Origin of the sequence: Gilliamella sp. wkB171 (assembly GCF_001693755.1) — a bacterium.
Classification (GTDB): Bacteria; Pseudomonadota; Gammaproteobacteria; order Enterobacterales; family Orbaceae; genus Gilliamella; species Gilliamella apicola_F.
Window position 1 is genome coordinate 57,269 of sequence record NZ_LYST01000021.1, and the last position, 26,083, is coordinate 83,351.

Consider the following 26,083-nt stretch of genomic DNA (forward strand, 5'->3'; position numbering starts at 1 on the left):
ATAAAATAATCAGTAATCTAATGAGTTTGCAACGGCTTAAAGCGCTTTTTCTAAACCTTGTTTAGCAATGGTAATCACATTTTTTAAATCGACACCTTGAGCTTTAGCAGCAAAAATACAGCCACAATAACATTGACGATAAACATCGTATTCTTTGCATAACTCAATAGAACGTTTATAGCCATTGTTCTTTTTAAAATCAGAAGGGAGATAATTAACAGAAAAGATCTCTTGGATCTCAAATCCTAATTCATTAATTTTTTGACTGTTCTTTTTAGGACTGAGCGTCAATGCACTAGCAAAATAGTCAAATCCTAACTCTTGCGCCTTAATTGCCGCCAAATCTAAACGCATTTTATAACAAATATGGCAACGCTCACCGCCTTCGGGGGCATCTCGCAAATGACCAACCTGCTTAATAAACTCTGCTGGCTGATAAGGTGCTTCTAAAAATTGCACGTTATTTCCCGTCTTTTGATTAAAATCAGCAATAAATTTTTGTTGCACCACACTTCGATATTCATATTCAACGCGTGGATGAATATTAGAATTAGCAAAATAGATAGTAATATCCGCATATTGTGCCAAATACTCCAGCACATAAGTACTACAAGGCGCACAACAGCTGTGAATTAATAATTTAGGACGAACCGCACCAGACTCCCAATCGGCAATGACTTCTTTTAAAACGGAATCATAATTAACTTTATTATGTGGATTTAATTTATCAAGAATTGTTTTCGCATTAATTAACATGAGGACTCATTTATTATTTTGATGATAGTAGTCATTATTGGTCGCTATAATATAGCGTTATAGATTTACGTCAAGATAAACACACCAGTTTTTATACTGAAACACATATATTTCCTTAAACTTTCCGGCAAATTTATTACCTAAAGTGAGTTCAATATTTGTTAACTATTTTCGCATAGTGCTAATAGATCTTCATAAGTTAACTTATGCTTATTGCTTTTACACCAGCTTGCCGCTTGCTTTGCCAATGCTGCTTCGAGTGATCGACTTAATTTAAATGGACGAATGGCTTTTTTTGAAAAATTAAAAAGAAACACATCTTTTTGCGATTGGCTAGGATAGATGCCTAGACAATAAAAAAACTCAATCTCTTTACCTTGGTTATTCATACATAAAATTAGCTGATTTACGCTAAAATCCTTTTCATATTCTTTTTCAACTAGTAAGCAATCGCGGTTCATATCAAATTTTATAGTTGGATGCTCTCTGGCGACGACTTCTTCAGCCACTTGTTCATCCTCATCGCTTAGATAAGAATCCCAAACCAAAAGTCCTAATTCAATCAGTGGATTTATTGCTAAATAATTGGCTAAAGTTGGAATTGATGCTTTTGTAATACTTTGATGTAGGGTTTTATAATTCTGTAAATATCGATCAAATTTTTGATCACTTGACTTTACCACTTCTGGTAATTGTTTGAGTTGTTCGACATCAACTAAATAATCTGCATACAGTTTTTTGTTTTGTATCATTACACATGTGTCACGAGTAAGACCGATACCTGTGTTAGTAAAATTTGCACTACCAATAATCACCTTTTCTGGCTCTGTTTCAGGCTGAATCAAATAGAGTTTCCAATGGATACTCTGATTATAGCGAAAATCGACATAAAAACTAAATTTATCACAATTTTGCGCTTTTTGCTGGCAAAACTTAATAAAATCAATCGAGTTAAAAGCATCAATGGTGCTGATAATCAGTTCCAACTCGATATTGTTATCTTCAAGTAACCGTTCTACTATCATTTCAGTATGACTGGCAAAAGCAGAAACAATGCTAATTTTTTTATTGCCCTTTTTTAATAATGCATTTTTTAAATCATCATTATGAAGAATTTTCATACTTTTCCTTATCTTTTTTCGACTTAACACGCTTTACCCTAAAACTAGCAAGACTACCAAACTTTAACTGCCAATGAACAAGAAATAAATCGGTAACCGTTATCAGTAATAGTAAACACTGATTAACAGCTACACTATTTGTTATTACATCTCCAGTCATCAAAATAGTATAAAAGATGAAAAAAATAACATATTAAAAATATCGCTTTCTTAATCCAAGCATGCATTTAATTCTTTTTAGCGTCAATATAATAAAAGTTAGTTTTATTATTATGTTATTTTTTAAAACACGCATTCATTTTTGTTCAATAAAGGAGTTATAATTATCACAATAATTTTCAGTTATAAGATTTAGGCTTCCAATTGAATGTTCAACTCATTAACCGTTTAAAAAACCTGCAATTATATAAAAAAAGACATTCAAATAGTGTACTACTATGGCGTGAAATTTACCCATTAGCTATGCCAATCTTTATAGAAAATCTTTCAGTGATATTGATGGGTATTTTTAGTACCTTTTTAGTTAGCTGGATAGGTAAAGCACAAATGGCAGCTGTCGGTTTAGCTGAAAGCTTTAATATGATTATCATGTCATTTTTTATGGCAGTAGCATTAGGAACCTCTGTAGTCGTTGCGTTTAGCTTAGGTCGTCATAATCGTAAAAAAGCGGTTTTCGCCGCCAGACAATCCATTACCCTATTGGTATTAGTATCCGTGCTACTATTTGTTTTTGTCGAATTTTCGGGCTATTGGATTGTTGATATCATTGCTGGAAAAGCTGATCCCGAAGTTAAAAATCTGACATTAACTTTTCTTAGGCTAACAGTTTTAGGTTACCCAGCTTTAGCGTTTATTTTAGTGGGATGTGGTGCATTAAGAGGCGCAGGCAATACCAAACTGCCAATGTACCTAAACATCATTATGAATATTCTGAATATCTCGATTAGTTATGTACTTATCTATGGTATAGGCGGTTGGCAAGGTTTAGGTTTTATCGGTGCTGGCATTGGTCTGACCACCTCACGTTATTGTGGTATGTTTTTTATATTATTAGTACTAACTATTAAGCCAAGTCGAGCACTATTTATTCCATTTAGAAGTTACTTCCATTCATTTAATGCTAAAATTTTGATTGATATTCTCAGCATCGGTATTCCAGCTAGTGTTGAATCAGTTATGTTTAATGTTGGCAAATTACTGACGCAAACGTTTGTTGCCGGTATGGGCACATCGACTATTGCCGCTAACTTTATCGCATTTTCAATTGCAGGACTGCTTAATTTGCCGGGAGGGACTTTAGGAGCAACCTCAACCATTATTGTTGGTAAACGCCTTGGTATGGGGCAAATCTACCAACCAACCAGACAACTAAAATTTATTTTTCAGTTTACCAATATATTACTCTGTTTGATTGCATTTGTGACAATGCCCTTTGCAGGCCTACTTAGTTCACTCTACACAAATGATCCTGAAGTTATCCAAATATCAAAACATTTATTGTGGTTAAATGCTCTATTTACCCCATTTTGGGCCTCTTCTTTTGTGTTACCTTATGGGTTTAAAGGTGCCAAAGATGCCAGTTATACTATGTGGGTCGCAATCGGTAGTATGTGGATGTGCCGAATTGTTGTTGGGTATCTATTTGGTGTCTATTTTGGCTTTGGTGTGATTGGCGTGTGGTTTGGAATGTTTCTTGATTGGATCATTAGAAGTATATTTTTCTACTATCGATTAGTCAGTGGTAAATGGCTATGGCGACATCAAAAACACAATTAACTATAAGTTTTCTAATTGAACTATTTTAATTGTTCATGATAACGGGTGGTTTAATTAGGATTTAACTATCGACTATATAATTATCAGCTAAAGGTATTTAAATTTTGTAATCAAAAATTTGTTATTAACCACTAGTAAAACTCTGTTCAAAGGTAGCATAAGTTATCGTTTTAAATAAATCATTTTTTGATTAAATAACTTTTTTCATCACACATATTGTTACTATTTTATTTTCATCATGTTAATAACAACCTAAATCCAATACAGTTATTGGGATTTGCGTGAGTCATAAATTTATCAGTAGTCCACCAAATTTATATACTTAAATTATCAAAATCCAGCAAAATATTGTTAGTAACGTAGCACAATGAATACCCCTTTTTTTGCGAATAATATCCGAAGTATTGTATGGCAGACATCAATTAACGTTGAGTTATCATAGCAATATCAAATTGTGTTTATATCTTGGTACCATTTCGACTATGAGCACATTAACAACAGTTTTCAAAATTAACAGCATCATAGGCCTATAAAAAAATCCCAATATTTCAATCCCTAATCAAATGCAGACATAAAAATCCTGCTATTGTTAAGCGAAATACATTGAATAAAACGCTTTTTTAAGTAATAAAAAATAAATTAATTACCGGCTGGATTTTTTGGCTTGTAAATAACTATGTCGAAAACAACTATTCAACACACAGCGATGAAGCGACTGAAAACATATTATCTATTACAAGCAAGAAATGGACAAAAAATTTTTTGTCGTTTGTCAATTTGAAGATAATTTAGTTAAGCCTTAAAATTGGTTCACTTTAAATCACAAGGCATCGTTACAGCTAAATTTTTTCACATTAATATAATGTCCCAAAATTGTAATAGCATAAATTTATACTAATTAACTTTTGTAATAACTAACTTTTCAAGGATGGATAGCGTTAAAAAAGCGCGATTATTCCTTTAATTACTCAATTAGTTATTAGATGATTTTCCATAGCTTTACTTTTTATCATTCGCTAGATAATTAAATATCACAATAAAATTTGTGATATTTATCACATTAACCATATATCGTAATTTCAGTACGCAAAATCATAATATTGTTTTGATAATGAATTTTATACACTCAATCCATCGTTGTTTATTTTCAATAATTCGAAATAGAAACAAATATGCTTAAAAACTGTTTAGAAAACAGTGTGTTTATATAATTATAAGGAGATAATGATGGATAATAAAAGATTATCAGTCATGGAAAAAATAGGCTTTGGAATGGGTGATGCAGCATGTGGAATCGTTTATTCATCAGTCACCATGTTTTTGACCTACTTTTATACCGATATTTATGGACTATCAGCTGCTGCAGTCGGGATCATGTTTTTAGCAACACGAATTTTTGATGCCATTATCGATCCTATTACCGGTATGGTAGCAGATCGAACTAAAACTCGCTGGGGAAGATTTCGACCTTGGTTAATTTGGTTTGCCATTCCCTACGCTGTACTTGCAGTCATGACCTATACTACACCTGACTTTGGTTACTCCGGTAAACTCTTATATGCCTACATTACTTATGCGTTGTTGATGCTTTGCTATACCTTTATTAACATTCCTTATTGTGCACTCGGTGGAGTCATTACTCGTGATGAAAAAGATCGTCTTTCTGCACAATCATTTCGTTTTACCATCTCATCAGCGGCTGGATTAATGGTATCAATTGGTACTCTATTTTTGGTAGATTGGTTTGGTAAAGAGAATAAGCAACTAGGCTTTCAAATGACAATGGCTGTGATGGGTGTTATTGCTATTGCAATGTTAGTGTTTTGCTTTGCAACAACCAAAGAACGCGTGACACCAATTGAAGATAAAAATGTCAGCATAAAAAAAGATTTAAAATGCCTTTTAGCTAATGATCAGTGGTGCATTGTTGCCATTATTACGTTCTTTTCAAGCATGGCTGGCGTAATGCGTAGTTCAGCAACACTCTATTATGCAACTTATTTAATGATGGGCGGTATTAGTTCGGCAGCGGGAACGGCTATGAAGTCTGCTTTTGTGTCAACCTCTGTAATCGGTACTATTTTAGGTGCGATGGCTGCCGGATATTTTGCTAAACGTTTTACCGCGATTCAATTATTCAAAAATATCAATTTAATTTTATTTGCCATTGGCGTGATTATGTTTTTTATTCCGCCGGTTTGGTTAGCAGTGGTGTTTCCTCTTTATTTTTTAATCGGCTTTTTCCATTCAATGTATCAACCATTTAAATGGAATATGATGGCAAATGCGGCCGATTATGGTGAATGGAAATTTGGTCGACGCGCAACAGGCTTGTCTTTTTCTGGAAACTTATTTGCACTTAAATTAGGTATGGCAATTGCGGGCGCATTGGTTGGTATTTGCTTAGGCTTATTGGGTTATCAAGCTGGTGTTGAAGTACAAACGCCACTGGCAACGATGGGCATTATTGGACTGTTAACTATAGGGCCTGCGTTTTCATATTTGTTACTTTGGTGGCTTATGCGTTTTTATAAACTAGATGACAAAATGATGGAAAAAATTCAACAAGATTTACTTGCCAGACAAAAAAATATTGAAAACAATAACTAGGATAGAAAGTTACGTTAATAACGTAATGTAAAAGGTAATTATATGCGTTCAGATTATTATAACAATCCCATCATCTGTGCTGATTATTCTGATCCAGATATCGTCAGAGTGAAAGATGATTTCTTTATGGTTTCATCTAGCTTTAATCATATGCCAGCACTGCCGATTTTGCATTCTAAAGATTTAGTGAATTGGCAAATTATAAATCATGTATTTTCGTCTCTTGATTTACCGGGTTATGATTGTGTGCAACCAGGTAAAGGGGTTTGGGCACCATCAATCCGTTATCATGACCAAAAATTCTGGGTGTTTTTTAGCACCCCTGATGAGGGGATATTTATGTGCAATACCGACAACCCATGGGGCGAATGGAGCAAACCTCATTGTGTCCAACCCGCATTAGGTTGGATTGACCCTTGTCCATTTTGGGATGATGATGGTCAAGCTTGGTTAGTTCATGCTTTTGCACAAAGCCGTTCTGGCATCAAGCATAAATTACAGCTATTTCGTATGACTAATGATGGCACGGCTTTAATTGGCGATGGAAAAATTATTTATGATGGCACAGCCGACTTGCCAACACTTGAAGGTCCAAAACTCTATAAAAGAAACGGTTGGTATTATATTTTTGCGCCAGCTGGCGGCGTTGAAACCGGTTGGCAAACCGTATTGCGTAGTCAACACTTAGAGGGACCTTGGACTGCACGTAATGTCTTATTTCAAGGTAAAACCGCTATTAACGGTCCCCATCAAGGCGGCTGGGTTGAACTTGATAATAATCAATGCTGGTTTGTACACTTTCAGGATGCCAATTTATATGGACGAATCGTACATCTACAACCAATGCACTGGGGTGATGATGATTGGCCAAGAATCGGAACCGCCATCGATGATAATAGTGGTCAACCTGTCCTGTCATATCCAAAACCATTAACCACTTGTAATTCAGATGATTATACCATGCAAACGAGCGATGACTTTAAGCAAGGTAAAATCGGTTTACAGTGGCAATGGCAAGCCAATCCTCAAAAAAATTGGCTTGCAGAACAGAGCGATGGCTTAACGTTAAATTGTTACCCACTACCAATACATAACAAACAGCAAACACTCTATTTCGCACCTAATTTATTATTACAAAAATTTTCGTCATGGCAATTTACTGCTGAAACTGCATTAGCGCTCAATCCAAACAATTCGGGTGATTTTGCAGGTTTGATCATTTATGGAGAACGTTATGCGGCCCTAACCCTCTGTTATAAAAATAATCACTATTTTTTATGTTATCGATATGGTTGGATGAAAGATGCTGGGATAGTTGATGAATATCAAGAAACGATTACTGAACTGGATTCACCGAATTGCCAATTAAAAGTTGAGGTCGGATTAAACGGTATTTGCCAATTTTATTATCAAGATACCAATAAAGCGTGGCAAAAGATCAGCCGTGATTTTGCGGCAGGCAAAGGCAAATGGGTTGGCGCGAAAGTGGGTATTTTTGCTGCCAGCGAAGCAAAACAAGCAATAAGTGGTAAAGGTAAATTCAAGTATTTTGAAATTATTGCCAAATAGATCACAATACAAGGTAATATCAGCAATAAACATACTATTTTTGATATTACCTATTTATATCAAATTAGACCACTGTTAAACAATGATATAGTTAGATGAACTTATAGCTTTATGATACAAAAAATTATAATTGAGTTATAAAATTTATTAAACCTTAATAAGCATAAATGGCTAATATTTTTTAATTTAAATTCTGAGTCTATTCTCAACATCACGATTTATAACAAGCATTATTACTACTGTTTAAATAGCTAGCAATAACACTGCGTTAAGTACCATTTATTAATAAATTGACCACTGATTAGTGTAATAATAACCTGTAGCCAATGCATATTGTTATGCATTAAATTTTAGTCATAAATGACTGGTAAATTAAATGCTAGTTTTAGTAATTATCGTATTAGTTTACAGCTTATCCAATAACTGTGCTTTTTTCGCGTTAAATTCATCTTGAGTCAAGATACCTTCATCAACCAGTTGTTTGAGCTGTTTTAATTGGTTAATAATTTGTTCATTATTAGCCGACGCTGCGGTATTTGTGGCATTATTTTTATTTAAATCAAATGATTTTGCTAAATCTAAACCTGCACCAAGTTGTAACCCTGCTCCTGCAAGTCCTCCTTCATTTTGAGCTGCATCGCGTAATGCTTTGAGTTTTTCATGCTCGACATAATCTAAACCGACCTCTTTGGCAGCTAATGCATCCGTTCTTGAATTAGCTATTTTACTAATGCGCTCTAAAGTCTCTTCACTAAATGTGGCGGACTCAATTTGAAAATCCTCTAACAAAAGACCTAATTTGCCAAAAATAGCTTGCAAACTATGTTTAATTTGGTCAGATAATTTAACCAATTGCGAATCAATATTTTGATAAGAATAACTTTCCGTTGCTAATTGAGAGGTGATAGTTGGAATGATACGCGAAATCATTAATTGACTCAGATCGTTTGCGGTATAAACTGATTTACTACCTACTACTTCGGTAAAAAAATGCTGAGCTTGTTCAATTTTAATTGCATAGGTTCCATAAGCACCAAGTTCAATTGGAAATTGATATACACTATCAATATATTTTATCGGCGTTGATGTACCCCATTTTTGATTAACCAAACTTGCTAAACGGAAAAAATACACATGCATTTTATGTTCACTTTCCAAGCTTTGCAGTATTTTAACTAAGTTAGTAATGAAAGGATGGTTGGATGTAGAAAGTTCATAAATACCCGATTTAGTCATCACATCGATCACTTCACCCTTATAAACTAAAATGCAGCCTTGTCCTGGATTGATAATTAATTTACTGGCATTTTTTACTTCATTAGTTGGAGTTGGAAACTCATAAAATAAAACATTTTGCTCTTGGTTTTTCCACTCTATTACTGTTTTTAGTTGTCTTTTAAAAAAGTTGCCTAATCCCATATCATATTCCTTATACTAGTCATACTTATTATTTTTCATTTACTAAAGTTAGTTTTTTAATGATAGTACCATCAGAAGCTATTTGCGCATACTTATCGCAACTCTGTTTAATGATAAATCCATCATTAAAAGGCATGATCTCTTTTATGGTGATATCATCACTTGATAATGTCCAAATCACTTTACCGTTATTAATATCCAATCGTTGATAATTATAATTTGAATCAGGACTTGCACTAGTTCTGGTTTTTATAATTAATGTATTATCGTCAAAATAGATAATTTCAGGATTAAAGTAAAGTCTATCCGGAGTAAGGTTTTGATGAGAAACCAGTTGATATTTTGGATTATAGTAATAAGGAAGACTGTAATTATAGGCGTTTGCCGCATCAGTAAACTTGCCAGAACCATCAGTATTTTGATCACCAACTTTAGCTGATGTAAAAGTGTAATGGCTTTTACCATCAGGACTAATAAAAGTAAATTTAATTAACTTAAAATCCTCACCATAATTATTGGCAAAGCTAAAAGCAGTGTGTTTACTGGTATCATCTGCACTCCGCTCAAAATCTTTAATTGTCATATAAAAATCATTATTATCAACAAAAGCTTTATCCTGCAAAGGGAAATAATAGATCTTTTGCCCATCATCAGTCAGTATATGTAAAACTTGGCCAACGGCGCCTTGTGCGGTCGTGATATTGACTGAGGCAATGCCTTTATTAAATTGAGGATAATTTTGCAATAACGAAGATGTCACATCAGTTAGGGTAAAATTCTTTTTATCAAGTAAAAAAACAGTGCGTTTGCTTGCAACTAGATAGGTTTTATCTTTAGTAAAGTCATATGAAGTCCAATTAACTTTACCAAACTTATCAAATTTCACATTAGCAATTGGGCTTTCTTGCACAATTTTTTCGGAAAGCAAATCATACACAGTAAAATAATAGTTTTGTTCATAGGGTAAACCATTGGAACGATTAATGATTCCCATCACAAAAGGTTTATTATCGACTAAAACTAATGAGCAAAAATTATAATTAACACGCAATGTACCACTACTTTGCGCAATTTGCGGATTGGCCGACACTGATTTCGTGGTAGTAGTCTGATTTTGTTGTATTTGCGTAGTTGCGGCTGGGGCATCATAAGAAGGCTTCGATTTAAAAAACATATTGATCAAAACAACACAAACGTAACCAATCACAATACAGCCTAGAATAACAATTATTTTTAATTTAAATTCACCCAAAAACGTATTATCTAAATTAGTTGGTCTATTATCATAAGTGACATTAACATTAATATCATCACTATCTAAAAAATATTCAGTATGACAATTTTCACAACGATAATGATCGGGTTTAATTTCAGTTTTTTGTATGCTACCACAATTTGGGCACTTAATTATTTTGATTTGCTTTGCCATTCCTATTTACTCTTATCATTATTTAATTTTGGATAAATATCGACTATTTTATCGATTAAATAAAGGAGTGTCACTTGAAATATAGGTTTAAATTTAACGCTAACTTGCCTAATTCATCAGCAAATTTGTAAAACAGATCAAATGAAGTTTCTACAATAATAATGACGTTTATTTTAATAACAAAGTGACAAAATTAATCACAAAATCAAGTAACGCTATTCAAGAAAAACGATAAATAGATACTCAATTGAGATCAAGTAAATCAATTAATAATTCTGTTAGTATAGTTGAGAATTTTAAGTGTAAAAATGAATGATAACAAATAATACACTACCAATTTTGAAAGGAATGATGCCCTGATATTTAAAAATAATTTTTTATTATCAATAATATGAATAAATAAAGCGAGATAATTTATAGGATTAAGCAAAAAGAGAACTTATCTGCTTAATTATAGTAAAGGAAGGATAAGATGAATGGAAAACATTGGTAGTGTGTGTTTAATTTATTCGGGCTTAGTTGGAAACGAAATATTCGTATCAGATACATCAATGCGAGTTAATAATATGCGATATTTTTTCCATTGTTTTAGCTGTTCCTCTTCATTAGATTCTTGCATGCCTAAATCGATAATATCCTGAAGCACCGCTATTTTTTCATTGGCTTGATTTATTAGTGAATTTTTCATAACTTGATTTTGTTCAATGGTAGCGTTATTTTCAGCTACTTTATCTTTCACCCATTTTTTCCCGTTCCATTTGCAAAATTCGAATGGTTCAAGTAACGTAAATCCTGCTTTAAGTTCACCAAGGTAGTCAATTTTAACAGCTTCCTTTGTTTCTATATTAAAGGCTGTTTTTTCGCGGTTATCTTCGACTAAAATCCATTTACCATCTCGCTCACACGGACAAAACCCATCTTTAAATTCAGGGGCAATCCGTAACGCATTGTCAGGTGGCATTGTGTCGTCGTTAGACTCTAATTGATGTGTGTACGGTTTAAGGTCATCTGTATTATCATAATAATAATTAATCATATCAAACTCCAAGGTAAATTACAGGTGTCATACCAATGTTAAGTGGGCGATTTTCATTTGCTGTTGGTACTACTCGTGATGCATAAAAGTCATACCCCCATACTTCGTAATCTCTAGTTGTTAAAAACGCCGCGTTTGTAGGATTAATTGCTCGTGTACCGTTAAATGCACCTCTCGCATACTCGTTGTGATTTGCCACTACGCCAGAATCAAAATGCCCCCAAATTTCTCGGATAGCATCATCTTCATTGCTACCTACTTGTCTAGCAGTTCCATTCACCGCTCGCTCAAAAAAACCTCGTCCGTCTGATGCAAACGCTGTCGGTACGTTAATATATTGTTGTCCATTTATAGTTTTAATCGTAATACGATGGTCGTTTTTATAATTAATGGATAAACCATTTAAAACCTGCCCTTGCGGTGAACTTAATAAGTAATTATCGCCATTTCGGAAATACCAACCAAATGGTAATTCATCACGTCGAAACGGCATTAAACGTTGATCTCCAATCGGAATGTATTTTCCAATATTTGTCGTTGTGATTTGCTCTACCCATGGCTCCCAGTAGCCATTTGACGAACCGCCTATATAGTTACGTATAAATTGCCGTGCCCCTTTGAATGTTGTGTATACTTGAACGCACCCCTGATCACCCATCGCATAAGTTGGATAAATAACTAATGAGCCAGCATCTTGAATCGGATACCCCCTCGTCAACAGCGCATATTCGCCAAGATTCTGACAATAAACTCCTTTTTGAATACCTCCAAAGTTGCTAATGTTCGTAACCCCAAGATAACCGTAATAATGAAATTCCGAGCCTACTTTTACGGAATTATTAACAGCTTCTGTTAAAGCTTTTTGTGATTTTATCGTAACAACTCTACCATCGGGGGCAGTTAATTCAATATCCCCCGTGCCTGTTAGAATTTTTTGCCAGCCGTCTAATTGTTTTTGATAATATGATAGTGAAGATGATATTTCCAACGCAAACTGTTCAATAGAAATGGTTGGCGATGTTGGAATTTTATATGTTATTCCTTTTGCTGTATTTCCTCCATAATTATCAGCTAACGTTAATTGTGTATCAGATTGAACAGATGCTATTTCATAGATTTCAATTTGATTTGATGATTGTAGCAATAACATTCTACCAGCAGAAACACCCGATAACTGATTAGCCCATTGTGTACCAACACCTGCCACGATGTTACTGCCATTTGTTACGTTTACTGTACCTGTTTTGTACCAAGACATAGTATTCCTCGAAATTTGAATATAAAAATCTAATAATTTTTGTTAGTTAATCAATAAACCCGCTAGAGTTATTTGTCAGCAACACCACTGAATTAAAGCCAAAAATATATGTGAATGTTCCTTGATCTGGTTTATTGACTGTTACTGATACATCGATCCGTTCACCTAAACTAAACGGAGGAATTGATAGGCATAAATTTTCAATTTTTCCATCACGATAAAATTCATTTAAACTAAATGGGTATTGGTTATTAAATAATAATCGGATATTACCTCTGATATAATTTTGGGGTCTGGAAAATTGGTCGTATACATTAATTTTAATGTCACCAAGAAATGCTAAAGTTTGCGGTAATCCATTACCTTCAATACTCATAACGAATTTATTTTCGTTTGGATTACGCTCGTACAAACCAACTTTTTTTTGGAAAAATTTAGCAGAAACAATATTCCCTTTAATTTGATTAACGTTGAGAACACCTTTTATGTTACAGTTTTCATTAATTACAACATTATTTAACTCTCCTGATGTTGCCTTTAACTTTCCTGTTATATCAGCATTCACCGCAGTGAGTTTCCCTTCGTTTTTTAACAATTGCCAACCAGAAACCCCATATTGGTAATTATCAGACTGAATGACATTACCAATTTTTGCACTATCAATTGACGCATCTCTGATTTTTGCATTAGTAATTGTTCCATTACCGATAACTGCATCATTAATAACCACCTGATTGCCCTGTGTGGTAAATACCATTTGAGGGTTACCGTTGGCATGATTCATAATTGAAAATCGATCTTGCAAGAAGATAACATTTGATTGCATGCCTGCTGAGGTATTTTCAACCCCCATGGTCATACCCGAAACATACTGCCTTCCATTATTATCAATCTCCACTTTCATTGTGCGGTAGGCAGATAATTTACCATTGGTGTCTTGGATGGCTTTTGACACATCATTAACTTGCGCAGACACATTACCGATATTGGTATTAATTGAGCTAATACTATTAGCCTGTGAAGTAATTACATTACCTTGTTGAGTAACTTTTGTATCCATTTGATTAATGGCTGTTGCATTATTTTTAACACTATAATTTACACTATCTATTGATGATGATAATTGCGTTAGAATGTTACTTTGAGACTCAATCGATTCACCTTGTTTTACAGTCGTTTGTTTAAGTTCATTGATACTAGCATTGGCACCATTTAGATTTGATGAGATTTCGGTCAATTTAACTGCGGTTGCCTCACTTTCATTTACAACCAAAGCTTTCGTTTCTTTTATTTCAGCATGAGCATTACCGATTTCTTTTCGCCACCTTTGAGAATCAACATCATTTGCTAAAGCGTTTTCAATAATGGACTTAGCATTTTCGATTGATAAACGTGTATTTTCAGCCAGCATAGTAGTATGGTCTGTGATAGAGCTGGTGTTATTATTTGTTTGTTCTACTAATGAGTTCCATGCGTCAGTCTCTTTTATTTCCTCAAAAATATGATCGGTTAAGTCATTGGTATTGGTACTGGAAATACCTTGCACCCAATCGGTCCAATCACTCACATTACCAATTTTATCAACTAAACGAGCACGATAGAAAAAGGTTTGACCAATTGCAAGTCCCATTTGTGAATAGCTGCAACTAGGATAACTAACGTTAGAAAGTAATCTTGCATCTTCTTCATTTTCATTGTTGGAATATTGAATTTCGGTATGGCTGGTATCGCTCGCGCCTTTAGGAAAGGACCAAGTTAAATCTATACCCAATATCACATCATCACTTGCGCTAAAGCCGACAGGTTTTTCGGGTGTTCCAACTTTGCCTTTAATGAATTTTGATTGTGAATATGCCCAAGGTGATGAAGTATCAAGCGCATTAACAGCGCGAACACGCACATCATATGTACCCGAATAAATACCTTCAATGGAAAAGTTAGTTCCATTAGTTTTGCCAAAATTAATCCAAGATGAATTATCTTTTCGCCATTGGGCAATATAATTTGTTGCACCTTCAACGGCATCCCACTGAGTATTCAAACACGAAATAGACAGTCCTTGTGAGATATAGCTACTTTCAAAAACACTAATATTTTTTGGCGATGATACCGCTGTCGGCGGTACCACAGTAATTGGCTTAGGCTCAATTCGGATTCCATTATCAATGTAGTTGAATTTATTGGGGTCATGCTCCACAGCAGTAATGTTGAATTTACCATTTTCACTTGCCGATATTGAGGTAACCCGAAAATATTGAATAGCAACATTATCACTGTCAATACACCAGATTGCTCCAGCGACAGGTGTTATTTTATAGTTTGCAGTCACCGTAATTGTTTGCCGATCTTCACTAATTGATCTAATCGTTCGACTTTGCGCGGTACCATCGGGCAAATTAATCACTAAACGATCTCCGACTTGATAATCTATCTTTCTATCAAGTGTGATTTTTCGACCAGTAACTGATTGTATTCGTCCGCCGTTTTCTTTACCTGAACGTGAGGGATCGGCGATACCAATAATTCTGGCTGGTAAAGGAATATAACCATCTAATCCGACGGTAAACGCAACCACTTCATCTTTCGCATTTGAAAGCAAAGCCCATCGTCCACGCCTTTGGGCTTCGGCTTGCGATGTACAGCCTATAGCGGTTAACTTCATGACATTAACATCATAACGACGCATCAAGTCATAATCCCAGACGGGTTCAACATCGTCACAGTAATGGTTATTCGGATCTGAATAGGCCACTAAACATGATGTATAGCGATTTTTATATGAACCACTTGAATAGGTAAAATCACCAACAACATTTGAAGGATGGTAAATAAAATCAGGTTCATCTTGTGGCATATCCGCCGTTAGACAGATTTGATCGTTACCCCAAAATAGTATGCCACGAAATGAAGCCACCAGATCTTTTAAAACAGTATAGGCTTCTTCCTGACTTTGTATATATTCATTACAAACAAAACGTGGTTCTTTTCCGCCTCGCCCATCAGATACCATCTGATCACAATACTGACCCAGTTGATAGATAGACCATTTATCAAGCATGCTGGCATCAATTCTTAACCCCATTCCTGCTATTTCATCGCGCATTAAGTAATAGGCAAGCCAAGCAGGGTTATTGGTATAAGCCATTTTAAAGCCACCTGTCCATGTGCCAATGTATGTTCGACTCACTGGATCGTAATTATCAGGAACTTGAACAACTTTACCTTTAACTTTACAACTAATTTTAGGTATGGAACCATTAAATTGACTTGCATCTAATTCGATGTAAAGTAAAGCCGTATTTGGGTAGCGTAGTTTGCTATCAATTATTTCAGCATAGGATGACACGCCAAATGCATTAACCAATTTACTCGATTTTGAATCAGGAGTGAATCGTCTTACTCGTATAGCCCAACCATCCATAGCTTTCGGTAAATTAATCCGGTGATCACGCTGATATTCTGAAGTGGTTTTACCCTGAAACGTCCCATTTATCACAGTTTGAAAAGCACCACCATCAGTTGATAATTCGATAGCATATTTGGTAACCGTACCAACTGAATCACCATTATCCTTATACTCAACGTGAGCCGGTAAACTCAATTTAATACGAACTGCATCCAGATCTAAATTCGAAAATGCACGCACCCACGGTTTATCCGCTTTAACAGTGAAACCAGCTCGCAATTCATTACTAATTTCGGGTATACCTTGAATATAGTCTTGCGTCTGCGAGCCATTGCGAAACTCCCAATTAACGCCTTTGAAGTTACGAGAACCATCTAAATTAGCCAGCGGAGTGTTATCAATAAAAATATCTTGCTCTGTTAAATGCCCCTGAATTTCACCTTCGCTTAACGCTAATAACAACTTAAGTTTGGCGTTTGACAGTAAATTATCAGGTTGTTCATATGGCGTATGTTGTTTTTTACTTCCGCCTTTTTGCCCTTCTATCAATTGCATAACTCACCTACTGTTGGTCTTCTGAATAAATACCGGCATTAATTACCGCGCCACCAATTTCACGTTCACCAAGCAAAACAGGCACAGGATAGCCAACAGCATTAGTATTCACTGGCCCACCAAATCCATAATTAGGTTTATTTTCGGAACTCGATGATTTACCTGCATTAAATTTGGGCTGTGGGGTCAGTAGTTGAACCACTCCACCTAGCATCATGCTAATGCCAATTCCTGTTAAAATAGATGTTGCGCTAATCGTACTAGCAGTCAAAAGAGTTCCCCACGCTGCTAATGTTGCCCCTGCTGTAAAAAAAGCGGCAACTAATGCAACTGCACCAATAATAATTTGAAACATGCCTCCACTTTTTGCACCTTGTGTGACTGGCATAATCGTATAGTTTTTACCATTCGCATTAATATCAAATTCATCAATACCAATATTTTTGCCATCAACAAAAAAAGCGAACTTAATACCTTTTAAATGCGCTGAACACATATATTTTTCAAATCCTTTGATCGTTGCACATAGTGCGCGTAATAGTTCTTTAAGATTTTGTACATCATATTGATGATTTTTACCAAACTGCTTAGCCATTGCACCTTTTAGTGTTAAATTACTGAGCATGAAATAACTCCTTATGTCGTACTATGCGAACTGTTCTATCTCGAAAATATTTACCGTAAGGTATACGAGTCGATAATTGACCGTATAAATGATGTAAAATAAGATTGTCACCAACATAAATAGCAGCATGATTGGTCACTTGCGCACCAATACGCATCATGATGATATCGCCAACTTGCATTTCAGTGATGTTGACTGCAACAAATCCTTCAGCTTGCCAATTTTCATCATAAAGATGTTCTGTTCCGCTTTCCCACCACTGCCTTGGAACTGAATAATTATTTAAATCAATATTATATTCTCGCTGATAATAATCCATAATCAGTGACCAACAATCAGCATGCCCGAGTAGCCATTGGCGTCCGGTATAATCTCGATTTACGCGCGGTGATATTGTGCAAAAATCACCATCGGGTACAGATATAATGCCCCACTCAATACCTGAATGATCACATTGAATACGGTCAAATTCAGACGGCACTAGTGATACGACATCAGGATGAGAGTGAATAATCATGATAATTTCGCCCAACTTTTCGGCTTGTAATTGTTCGTCTACAGCAATCAAAAAATGCTCTTTAGGATTATCAGAAATATTCTGACAAGGAACATATTTTTGTGATTTACCCGTATCAATAATCAATCCACAGGCTTCATTTGGGTATTGACTCTCTGCATGATTTTTTATGGCATCTAATAATTTTTGTCTCATATTACTTACTCTGTAAATTAGCTGCTGGAAAACCACCGAAAGGAAGCGAAGCATTACCATGCCTTGCTTTACAATCTTTTAAAAGTCCACCGCATACATCTTTTGCTGGATCATCCGTTGGATCACCAGTTTTGGTGAAATATTTATTACCAGCATAATCACAACCAGTACCGCTTCGATACCAGCCACGCATACACCAAGTGCAAACAGTGGTAATTTGCCTTGTTGGTAGCTGTAGATTTTGGATATCAAAAGGTGAACATAACTCAAACTCAACCACAGTTTTGGTTTCTGTTTTTTTGCTATTTACATAAAATAGTTGTACGCGTTCTTGAGCTGGATCTGCATTTGGATTACCTTTAATCCAATTGGCCGCATCCAGATACTTAGCCATTGTGGTATGGATTTTGATTTTTGCTTGAACTAAATCTGCATAATCCAAACAAAGCCTTGTCACTTTTCCTTCAATATTGCCAACTGATAACGTTGGTGTCGGTTGGGCGCCTGTGCTACTTAACTCAAGACCTTTTAGTTCGTAAGGGTAAGGTAAGTATTCTTTTCCTTGCCATTTAATAGAAGGTAAATTATCAACAACAAAAGAGGCCCAACCCTCTGATGAGACATTATGCGCATGAAAGCGAAGGACTTCATCTAATCCAAATTTTGTTCCATCAAGTTCAATAAGTTGAATTAGCTCGTTACCTTCAAGTGCTTGTAAGTCCTGTGTTATTGGCATTTATGTTCTCCAGACATAAAAAAACCACCTAAAGGTGGTTAATTGAATAGGTAATAATAATTTATGGTGCATAAGCCTGAATAAATTTGAATGATAGTGAAATAACATTTCCCCCCATAAATTCTGATTCGATAGATTTATTTACGACTCGGTATAACTTTTCTTCACCATAGGGATTAGTCCATTTGAAAGATTTGATAATATGAGAATTTAAAAAAGCGCGAACTTGTTTAACTTCGCTTTGTTGCCCCATATAAGTTAATTGCCACTCTTCTGTAGTACTATTAATGCCCGTACTTGATAATTGTGTATAACCATCACCAAAACTAATTTCATTAATATTGGATAGATCCGAAACTTTTGGATTTCCCATTGTTTTCCATTGAAATTTATCTACTGCCATAACCTCTCCAATCACTTACCTTGCATGCATCACGTTATATAAGTCACCACCAGGTGAAACAAGTTTTTTCATCATCTCATTCATGCGTTGCTGTATAACGGCACCAACTTGAGCCTCAACAGCTTTTGCATCAATATTATTTTTTGTCGTTGTTACTGAGTTGTTTTCTGATGACATATTAACAGCAATATTTGCCGATACATTTACAGCACTTGTTGATTGATTTGATTGACGAGTAAAAGCAATGGGTGAAGCCTGACCAACATCTACATATCCACCGCTAGCATACTCTTGTTTTTTATCATTCATTAATGCATAAAGTGTATTTACCCCTATACGTTTGGTTGCCTCTTTAGTGAAAACAAATTCGCCTTTGTGAACAATACCGGCTGGTTGATATTTATTACCTCGACCGGTAAAGCCCCCTGGGTTTAACGCATATCCAACATTACCACCCATTGCATAACCACGAATTTCGCCGCCACTATAGGCATCTTGAAGCCCCCCTGTTGCTTTACCTGCTCCACCACCAAACCCCATCCACCCTAAAGCAGTTTGAATTACTCTGGCTAGTATTAGCTTATTAATAATTTCAATAATATTAATTAAGATAGAACGGGCAAACTCGTTAAAATTGGCTTTTCCAGTCGTCACTAATTGAGTCATCATATTTGCCATAGAGCCCATGGTATTTTGTGCAAACCCTTTGGCTGCGCTAAATACGTCTTGTGCAGTATCAGCATAGTCTAAAAGTCCCACTTTTAGCCCCATTAACCAATTACCTTGATTAGCATCATCTTGCTGCCAACTTTTTTGTAATGTCTGTTTAGCTTGATCATATTGGTTTGTTAAATTTTCTATCTGGCTTGGATCTTTTATTTTATCCAACTCATTTTGTTTATTTATATCAAGTTGCTTTAATTGAGCTTGTCTTGCAGCATCTTTTGATGACATACCAAATGTTGCTTGTTTAATTTGCCCGTCAACAGATAAATTTGCTGTATATTCTTTCATTTTTTGAATAGCTTTAGCTGCTGCTTCGTATTTAGCAATCTCATCACCAATAGCCGCATTTTTTGCATACTGAGTAAGTAACGCTTCTTTGTGCGCTAAAACATATTTTTCTTCTTCAGTAAGTCTCTTTTTATTATTACTGCTTTCTAATACTTGAATTTGGTTTTGTAGATCCAGATATTTTCTACGTTCAGATGTAATTGCTTCTACTGCTAAACTTTGCTCTTGTAATTCTTGAAGTTGATTTCTAAGACTTATTTCTTGCTGTTGGGATGTTTGTAATAAATTTGTTGTTGAATTTCCTCTGCTCGAATTACTCGCTTCAATTGCAGCTGCTACAGCGTTTCTTTTATCTTCTGTCACATAACCAGGTTGATCTTTTTTAAAAATTTTATTAGCTGCATCTGCCAGTCTATTCATTTCATCAAGTTCAGCTTTTGTACGCTGACGTGGATTCATGATCATTCTTTCGTATTGATAGAATGGGCTTTTTTTAGGATCTTGTGCTTGTTCTAAATTTGTAATTAATTTTAAAGATTTTAGTTTAAGTGATGCATTGTTCGCTTTTTTTTCAATTTCAAACAAACTATCAATCAACATTTTGAATTTATTTGAACTATTTTCGGAAGTAAGGTAAAGATGGCTTAGTTCTTCTATTAAATTGTTAATTTTTTCTTCTACTTTAATTGAATCAGTTTCAGACCTTATATCAGCTAATTGTTCTAATACTCTTCTAGCGCCTTCATAAGTCATTCCATAATATTCAGCTAATTTTTTTGTTTTTAGTTCAATATTTTCAATTTCATCCAAATCAATTTTGCTTCCGGATTTGAGTTTATCTATACTATTAAGTACTGAATTTAAATTTGTTTCAGCTCTCATTCCCATTGAATTCGCTGAATTAACCAGATCAACTAAGCCATCTGTCGCGTTCTCTATATCATGATACAATTGTTGTTTGATAACTGAAATAATGGTATCTAAATCTATTTTACTTGATTTAACCATGGCTTCAACCAACGCTCTATTTCTTCCAAGTAAATTCATCATTTCATCAGATAAAAAAGTAAATCCTGTGTTTTTATCTGTGTCCAATACTTTATTTAAACGATCTTGTGCTGCGGCTAGTTTTTCTGTTGCTGATTCAGTTTCGAATAATTTTGGTACTAAACCTGTTAAAAAACTAGATAATGCAGAAATACCAATATTTATTGGGTTAATCGTGGTCAATAAGTTATTAAATGACTTACCTATTTCGGTTTTAATTTTATTAGCAAAACTATTTCCGACTGATGGAGTGGTTTCTTTGCTCTGATTTGTGTTTGTTACCGAAAGATCTTTTCTGGCATTTTTTAACTCTTTCGAAGCTGAGGTTAGATTTCTTACACTATCAATCTGATTTTTAAAGCTTTTAAATAATTTATCATTAAATTCTATTAAACTTCTTGTTGTATTACTGCTAAAAATTAAGCTTTTTTGATACTCATTTAAACTAATTCGACTATAGTCAATGCTTTTAGCTATTTGAGAAAATTTACTATTCATCATTAACTGTGCATTACTGAATCTATCTGATGCTACGGTAGCTGCATCAGCTTTTTTCGTAAAATCATCCAATTTTTTATTTACTTCTGTAACACTTTTAACATTAATTTTTAACGTTAGCGATGTAATTTGTTCTGCCATAATACTCTCCAGGCATAAAAAAACCCGCCTGAGCGAGTTTATTAAGTTATAAGTTGTTCTACTCAAATAGAGAAGCCAATCTTAAATTAAATCTGTTGTTAAATATTATTTAAAGAATTTATTACCAACAATAATAGTGCTTACTTTATTTCTTGTCTTTTGGTTATTATATCTTGCATTTCATTTGATATGGTTGAAATCGCTGAAATGCTATTTAGCACAGTCTCATCGGCCCAATGCGAATTGCCCATATCACTAATTAATAACTCAGATATAGCGGTGATATGACTTAATTTTGCATATAACTTATCAAAATCTGATTCGGCAATAATAATATTTCTGTTCATCTCTATTTCCTTAACTAACTTAATTTTCTATAAATCTAATAAATGGATTGATTCATTAATGGCTTTATTATGTATGCTTACTTTGCTATTTGTAATTTAGATTTGATTGTTTATTGCAATTTTACAAATTGCAAATTAATCAATAACTTTTGTTTGCGCACCGTTACTAGGCTGTTTTAAGATGATTATTTCAATTTTGTCATCACAATCTTTATTTTTTTAATATCAATAAATTAATTTATTATGCTATTTTTTATTGGTAATAAATCCGTTTCGACTCGTTTTTCCATTGCTCATTTATGAATAAATAGATGTTACTTATCGCTTATCTTATTTAGATTAAAAAATGATAAGTGTTAGATAACCGACTTTCGTCGGTTATTTGGTTTTATGAATTATTTTTAAGGCTTGGCTTTCCATTAGCTGTATATCGTGAAAAATCGTTTCGCTTTCTAAAATATTATTCACTTTCATCACCCAAGGAAGGCAATTATAATCAAGCCCGATTAGTCCACTCATGCTTGTACGCCATTGCGTTGACATGGCTTTAAATAATCGAAATGAATCTAAATTATCCTGCCATATCTCTATAAATTCGCCATCATAATCATCCTCAGACAAACCAAAAGCAGCTAATTCATCTTTAGAAGGTTCAGGCGTATATAACGCAGTGACAAGCTCAATTAGTTTTTTTCGCGTTGACCAAATAATTCTTTATAGTAAGTTGTTGTAATTGCTTGTGAAGCAGATGGATAGTTATTTAATAAAATTTGCATATTATCTTGATTAAATTCATCATTTAAACTCCAACCTGCTACAATTTTCATGATAAAATCAATAATACCATTATTTTTCAGTTCATCTTCAAATTTAGCAAGCTCATTGACTGGATAATGTTTGAAAGTAAACTCAACTGATCCGTCTTCTTGGCCAGGCCGAGCAATTAACACTTTGCATTTAAAAATGGGATCTGCAATTAATTTAAATTTTGCCATTGACCATTCACCTTATTTATCTTTATAAAATGTAATAGCGGGTGATTCAACAGTGGTACTAATTTTTACTGTTTCAACTTCGTTAATTGTGGTTTCTGGTGTTGGATCAAATGAAACCCGCACCGCGTCATAACGTGTTTCATTCGCTTTTGGTACATACATTTTCATAGCCACAACTTCATTGGTTTGATCTAAGCTTTGTAGTAAAGGATAAATCGGTAATGAGCTATCATGAGCAATGGTAAAAGTTTTGGTTTTAGCTGATTTTATTGTCGGTAATTGACGTTCTGTTTCATCTTCTAAAAATTGAATTTGTACAAATTGTTGTTCACCACCCTCACTGGCTACTTCTTTAATTTGTGGCAATCGTTCCCAATCGGTAATTTTAGTAAGACTACCAAAGCCTTCGTTAGCTGGGAATACATTAACATTACCTGTGTTAATATTACCTAAAGTGACATCAGTATTATTAACACGTACAATTCGTGCCACAACATTATTTAGTTTATTCCATGACGATGCAATAACAACTTCGTCATCAACATTAAGTCCATGCCCAGCTTTTAATGTCACGACAGCCTCTTTATCGTTAGTAATCATATTAAAATCAAGCTTAGCATCTTTTGATTTTTGCACGTAAACTCGTGCACCATTAGGTAAAGCAAAACCCATGTGTTAACTCCTTTATTTTATTACATTAAAGTGTCAGCAAGATGATTCATACTGACGGGAATAGTGTAAGTGGTTTTATCCGTTATAGCAGGATAAGCACTTGGTAAAGAATTAATATAAAGCGCAAAATTGCCTATTTTTAATTCTAAATTAAGTGGAAAGTGAGCAATAATTGCATCACATATACGTAAAGCATCTGATTTGCCAGTATTGATTGGTACCACAATACTTATTTATAAACTCTTGATTCACTATCCAAATCGAAACAGGTTGTGATCGCTAGTAATAAAGTTGATCTTAAATAAGCATTATCGATGCTGTTGAATAGTAATATTTTCATAAAAATATGGATAATTGTACCTGTTTTACAACTATTTAAAGATATGATTCAAGCAGTGCCGAAATAGCTGAAATCAATTTTTCACATCTTTACTAAGCTGATTATTAGAATATGTCTGTGCTTTCAATATAGCTTTTTTGATCGTTCTGTTTGGTGTATGTCTTACATTACCAAACTCTAATCAAGCAATATTTTAGCTGTGATTAGTGATATAAATGGATTGTACATTACAAGACATATTTTTATTTATGCCAAGCAGTGTTTTGAAGTGTTAGTAGAATCAATGTAATTGACATTTTCTCTATCAACGAATTCTACTTCTGTAGTATCAGATGATACGTGCCAATTGATCTCAAATTGTCGACTAAAATTTGTCTGATGATTTTCTAATTCAGAAAGTTGAGATGAGTTATTCGAAGGGGGAAAAGACGATGTCTTGTAAAATATTGATACTTATTTGTTTTACCAGCGTATCAGGCTTATCTTTCCCTTGATTAATAAACTAATTGATTCCATTCAAAAAATTTTGTAGCTACTAGACATAATCAACATCTATTGTTAACAAAATTCATTTAAGCACTGAGCAAAATTGATAAGGTTAAAGTAAGAGTAGTAACTAGATTAACCCATTAACATATGTTGTTTTCCCACTGTTTTTTATCGCGGTTAATACCTGTTGACGGTTAGATGTAGGACTAAAACCTATGTGTACCCATTGATTATGTTCTTGAATAAGCTTATCAAATTCAACTCTTGCATCGATTAATCGTTGACAAATTTCTTTAGGTGTACCAAAAGACGAATGAAAATCGACGGCTAATCCTAGCGTGTGGGCACTGGTTGCGACTCCACCAACACGCGCATTTAGCGCAGGGCAACGATAACCAGAAGTGATAATAATGGGCTTTCCTAAAGCTTGCCTAACTAATTCCAACTTTGCAGCGGTTAATTTAATATTAGGCATCAGCTCTGTAGGCACGCTATTATCTATTTTTAATCTGCTGGCTAATAGAGAATTAGTAAATTCTTCTAATTTAAAGTTTGTGGTAAGTTTCACGGTTATTCTCCTTTAGCTTTTTTTAACAATTTTTCTTCGAGTATTTTTATCAGGGTTGCACCTGACCAACCAGCTAGACCAGCTACGCCTCCTGCTAATTCAAATTCCCAGTTAAAATAACTTGCCCCCAGTACAACCAATATACCGGCAAATATTGAGATAAATATTTGTGCAAATAACACCCAGACATTGAATTTGTTGCCATTGAGCACGTGATAGCAATAACTGGCTAATGAACCCAATAAGGTGACAATCATTAAATAAATAACAACATACCAATTAATGTTGTTAGGATCTTTTATAGGCATAATAAATCTTTATATAAGTTAACAACGGTCATTCAATTTAACCGCTGATTTTGTTTATTTAAAATAGGAAAGATAATGAATAAAAACAATTTGATAGGTTAATTTTATTGAAAAATAACATGTATTAGAAATAACGCATAATACTATGAATTTCTTAATCTTTATCTTGTCATTATTAGACAAGTTATTTAATTTCAATGAATAATAAAGGATTGAACCTAATATCCCTAATATTTTACTATTTTCTAATCAT

General features: G+C 34.3%; 22 protein-coding genes. 3 read left to right on the forward strand and 19 right to left on the reverse strand.

The annotated features are described in order from the left end of the window. Positions 1–36: 36 nt before the first annotated feature. On the reverse strand, positions 37–756 hold the full coding sequence (locus A9G03_RS01885; protein ID WP_065798280.1) for an epoxyqueuosine reductase QueH: 720 nt from the start codon (positions 754–756) through the stop codon (positions 37–39). A 161-nt stretch (positions 757–917) separates the two neighbouring features. After that, complete coding sequence (locus tag A9G03_RS01890; RefSeq protein ID WP_065798281.1) at positions 918–1,877, reverse strand: phospholipase D family protein; 960 nt, start codon at positions 1,875–1,877, stop codon at positions 918–920. 363 nt (positions 1,878–2,240) lie between these two features. Between A9G03_RS01890 and A9G03_RS01895 the strand changes: the two genes are divergently transcribed. From A9G03_RS01895 to A9G03_RS01905, 3 genes are all read left to right on the forward strand, one after another. Continuing rightward, positions 2,241–3,653, forward strand: coding sequence for an EmmdR/YeeO family multidrug/toxin efflux MATE transporter (locus A9G03_RS01895; protein WP_218837058.1), 1,413 nt, complete (start codon positions 2,241–2,243; stop codon positions 3,651–3,653). 1,224 nt (positions 3,654–4,877) lie between these two features. Continuing rightward, positions 4,878–6,263, forward strand: a complete 1,386-nt coding sequence (locus A9G03_RS01900; RefSeq protein ID WP_065634656.1) for a glycoside-pentoside-hexuronide (GPH):cation symporter — start codon at positions 4,878–4,880, stop codon at positions 6,261–6,263. A gap of 42 nt (positions 6,264–6,305) precedes the next feature. Then, a complete protein-coding gene (locus tag A9G03_RS01905) occupies positions 6,306–7,832 on the forward strand; it encodes a glycoside hydrolase family 43 protein (protein WP_065798282.1) in 1,527 nt (508 codons plus the stop codon). A gap of 405 nt (positions 7,833–8,237) precedes the next feature. Here A9G03_RS01905 and A9G03_RS01910 read toward each other — a convergent pair whose 3' ends face one another. From A9G03_RS01910 to A9G03_RS01990, 17 genes are all read right to left on the reverse strand, one after another. Further along, a complete protein-coding gene (locus A9G03_RS01910) occupies positions 8,238–9,251 on the reverse strand; it encodes an SPFH domain-containing protein (RefSeq protein ID WP_065798283.1) in 1,014 nt (337 codons plus the stop codon). Positions 9,252–9,279: 28 nt separating this feature from the next. Further along, positions 9,280–10,680 carry a hypothetical protein gene (locus A9G03_RS01915; protein ID WP_065798284.1) on the reverse strand — a complete coding sequence of 467 codons (1,401 nt, stop codon included), beginning with the start codon at positions 10,678–10,680 and terminating at the stop codon, positions 9,280–9,282. A 505-nt stretch (positions 10,681–11,185) separates the two neighbouring features. After that, complete coding sequence (locus tag A9G03_RS01920) at positions 11,186–11,716, reverse strand: tail fiber assembly protein (RefSeq protein WP_065798285.1); 531 nt, start codon at positions 11,714–11,716, stop codon at positions 11,186–11,188. A gap of 1 nt (position 11,717) precedes the next feature. Then, positions 11,718–12,974 carry a pyocin knob domain-containing protein gene (locus A9G03_RS12635; protein WP_218837059.1) on the reverse strand — a complete coding sequence of 419 codons (1,257 nt, stop codon included), beginning with the start codon at positions 12,972–12,974 and terminating at the stop codon, positions 11,718–11,720. Positions 12,975–13,020: 46 nt separating this feature from the next. Continuing rightward, positions 13,021–16,935, reverse strand: a complete 3,915-nt coding sequence (gene gpJ, locus A9G03_RS01930; RefSeq protein ID WP_065798286.1) for a TipJ family phage tail tip protein — start codon at positions 16,933–16,935, stop codon at positions 13,021–13,023. Positions 16,936–16,942: 7 nt separating this feature from the next. Then, positions 16,943–17,560: a tail assembly protein gene (locus A9G03_RS01935; RefSeq protein WP_065798287.1), complete on the reverse strand. Its 618-nt coding sequence runs from the start codon at positions 17,558–17,560 to the stop codon at positions 16,943–16,945. Further along, positions 17,550–18,272 (reverse strand): C40 family peptidase, encoded by a 723-nt coding sequence (locus A9G03_RS01940; RefSeq protein ID WP_065798288.1) that lies wholly within the window; start codon positions 18,270–18,272, stop codon positions 17,550–17,552. Before A9G03_RS01940 ends, A9G03_RS01935 begins: the two co-directional genes overlap by 11 nt. Before the next feature lies 1 nt (position 18,273). Further along, entirely contained in the window at positions 18,274–19,008 is a 735-nt protein-coding gene (locus A9G03_RS01945; RefSeq protein ID WP_065798289.1) for a phage minor tail protein L, read from the reverse strand. 61 nt (positions 19,009–19,069) lie between these two features. Next, on the reverse strand, positions 19,070–19,411 hold the full coding sequence (locus tag A9G03_RS01950) for a phage tail protein (protein ID WP_065634665.1): 342 nt from the start codon (positions 19,409–19,411) through the stop codon (positions 19,070–19,072). Between the two features lie 15 nt (positions 19,412–19,426). Further along, positions 19,427–22,111 carry a phage tail tape measure protein gene (locus A9G03_RS01955; protein WP_065798290.1) on the reverse strand — a complete coding sequence of 895 codons (2,685 nt, stop codon included), beginning with the start codon at positions 22,109–22,111 and terminating at the stop codon, positions 19,427–19,429. Between the two features lie 140 nt (positions 22,112–22,251). After that, entirely contained in the window at positions 22,252–22,458 is a 207-nt protein-coding gene (locus A9G03_RS01960; RefSeq protein ID WP_065798291.1) for a hypothetical protein, read from the reverse strand. Positions 22,459–22,836: 378 nt separating this feature from the next. After that, on the reverse strand, positions 22,837–23,079 hold the full coding sequence (locus A9G03_RS01965) for a DUF1799 domain-containing protein (protein WP_065798292.1): 243 nt from the start codon (positions 23,077–23,079) through the stop codon (positions 22,837–22,839). A 62-nt stretch (positions 23,080–23,141) separates the two neighbouring features. Next, positions 23,142–23,453 (reverse strand): phage tail assembly chaperone, encoded by a 312-nt coding sequence (locus A9G03_RS01970; protein ID WP_065798293.1) that lies wholly within the window; start codon positions 23,451–23,453, stop codon positions 23,142–23,144. A 12-nt stretch (positions 23,454–23,465) separates the two neighbouring features. Beyond that, a complete protein-coding gene (locus A9G03_RS01975) occupies positions 23,466–24,125 on the reverse strand; it encodes a phage tail protein (RefSeq protein WP_065798294.1) in 660 nt (219 codons plus the stop codon). Positions 24,126–24,145: 20 nt separating this feature from the next. After that, positions 24,146–24,349 carry a phage tail terminator-like protein gene (locus A9G03_RS01980; RefSeq protein ID WP_065633650.1) on the reverse strand — a complete coding sequence of 68 codons (204 nt, stop codon included), beginning with the start codon at positions 24,347–24,349 and terminating at the stop codon, positions 24,146–24,148. Between the two features lie 732 nt (positions 24,350–25,081). Further along, positions 25,082–25,522 (reverse strand): D-Ala-D-Ala carboxypeptidase family metallohydrolase, encoded by a 441-nt coding sequence (locus A9G03_RS01985; protein WP_065633651.1) that lies wholly within the window; start codon positions 25,520–25,522, stop codon positions 25,082–25,084. A 2-nt stretch (positions 25,523–25,524) separates the two neighbouring features. Next, positions 25,525–25,830, reverse strand: coding sequence for a phage holin family protein (locus tag A9G03_RS01990; RefSeq protein WP_065633652.1), 306 nt, complete (start codon positions 25,828–25,830; stop codon positions 25,525–25,527). Positions 25,831–26,083 lie beyond the last annotated feature (253 nt).

Excerpts from the sequence above, each read along its gene's own strand:
- A9G03_RS01940 (WP_065798288.1), bottom strand. The coding sequence starts at position 18,272 with ATGAGACAAAAATTATTAGATGCCATAAAAAATCATGCAGAGAGTCAA.
- A9G03_RS01885 (WP_065798280.1), bottom strand. The coding sequence starts at position 756 with ATGTTAATTAATGCGAAAACAATTCTTGATAAATTAAATCCACATAAT.
- A9G03_RS01890 (WP_065798281.1), bottom strand. The coding sequence starts at position 1,877 with ATGAAAATTCTTCATAATGATGATTTAAAAAATGCATTATTAAAAAAG.
- A9G03_RS01910 (WP_065798283.1), bottom strand. The coding sequence starts at position 9,251 with ATGGGATTAGGCAACTTTTTTAAAAGACAACTAAAAACAGTAATAGAG.
- A9G03_RS01905 (WP_065798282.1), top strand. The coding sequence starts at position 6,306 with ATGCGTTCAGATTATTATAACAATCCCATCATCTGTGCTGATTATTCT.
- A9G03_RS01975 (WP_065798294.1), bottom strand. The coding sequence starts at position 24,125 with ATGGGTTTTGCTTTACCTAATGGTGCACGAGTTTACGTGCAAAAATCA.
- A9G03_RS01935 (WP_065798287.1), bottom strand. The coding sequence starts at position 17,560 with ATGCTCAGTAATTTAACACTAAAAGGTGCAATGGCTAAGCAGTTTGGT.
- A9G03_RS01950 (WP_065634665.1), bottom strand. The coding sequence starts at position 19,411 with ATGGCAGTAGATAAATTTCAATGGAAAACAATGGGAAATCCAAAAGTT.
- A9G03_RS01945 (WP_065798289.1), bottom strand. The coding sequence starts at position 19,008 with ATGCCAATAACACAGGACTTACAAGCACTTGAAGGTAACGAGCTAATT.
- A9G03_RS01970 (WP_065798293.1), bottom strand. The coding sequence starts at position 23,453 with ATGGCAAAATTTAAATTAATTGCAGATCCCATTTTTAAATGCAAAGTG.
- A9G03_RS01920 (WP_065798285.1), bottom strand. The coding sequence starts at position 11,716 with ATGATTAATTATTATTATGATAATACAGATGACCTTAAACCGTACACA.
- A9G03_RS12635 (WP_218837059.1), bottom strand. The coding sequence starts at position 12,974 with ATGTCTTGGTACAAAACAGGTACAGTAAACGTAACAAATGGCAGTAAC.
- A9G03_RS01990 (WP_065633652.1), bottom strand. The coding sequence starts at position 25,830 with ATGCCTATAAAAGATCCTAACAACATTAATTGGTATGTTGTTATTTAT.
- A9G03_RS01955 (WP_065798290.1), bottom strand. The coding sequence starts at position 22,111 with ATGGCAGAACAAATTACATCGCTAACGTTAAAAATTAATGTTAAAAGT.
- A9G03_RS01960 (WP_065798291.1), bottom strand. The coding sequence starts at position 22,458 with ATGAACAGAAATATTATTATTGCCGAATCAGATTTTGATAAGTTATAT.
- gpJ (WP_065798286.1), bottom strand. The coding sequence starts at position 16,935 with ATGCAATTGATAGAAGGGCAAAAAGGCGGAAGTAAAAAACAACATACG.
- A9G03_RS01915 (WP_065798284.1), bottom strand. The coding sequence starts at position 10,680 with ATGGCAAAGCAAATCAAAATAATTAAGTGCCCAAATTGTGGTAGCATA.
- A9G03_RS01900 (WP_065634656.1), top strand. The coding sequence starts at position 4,878 with ATGATGGATAATAAAAGATTATCAGTCATGGAAAAAATAGGCTTTGGA.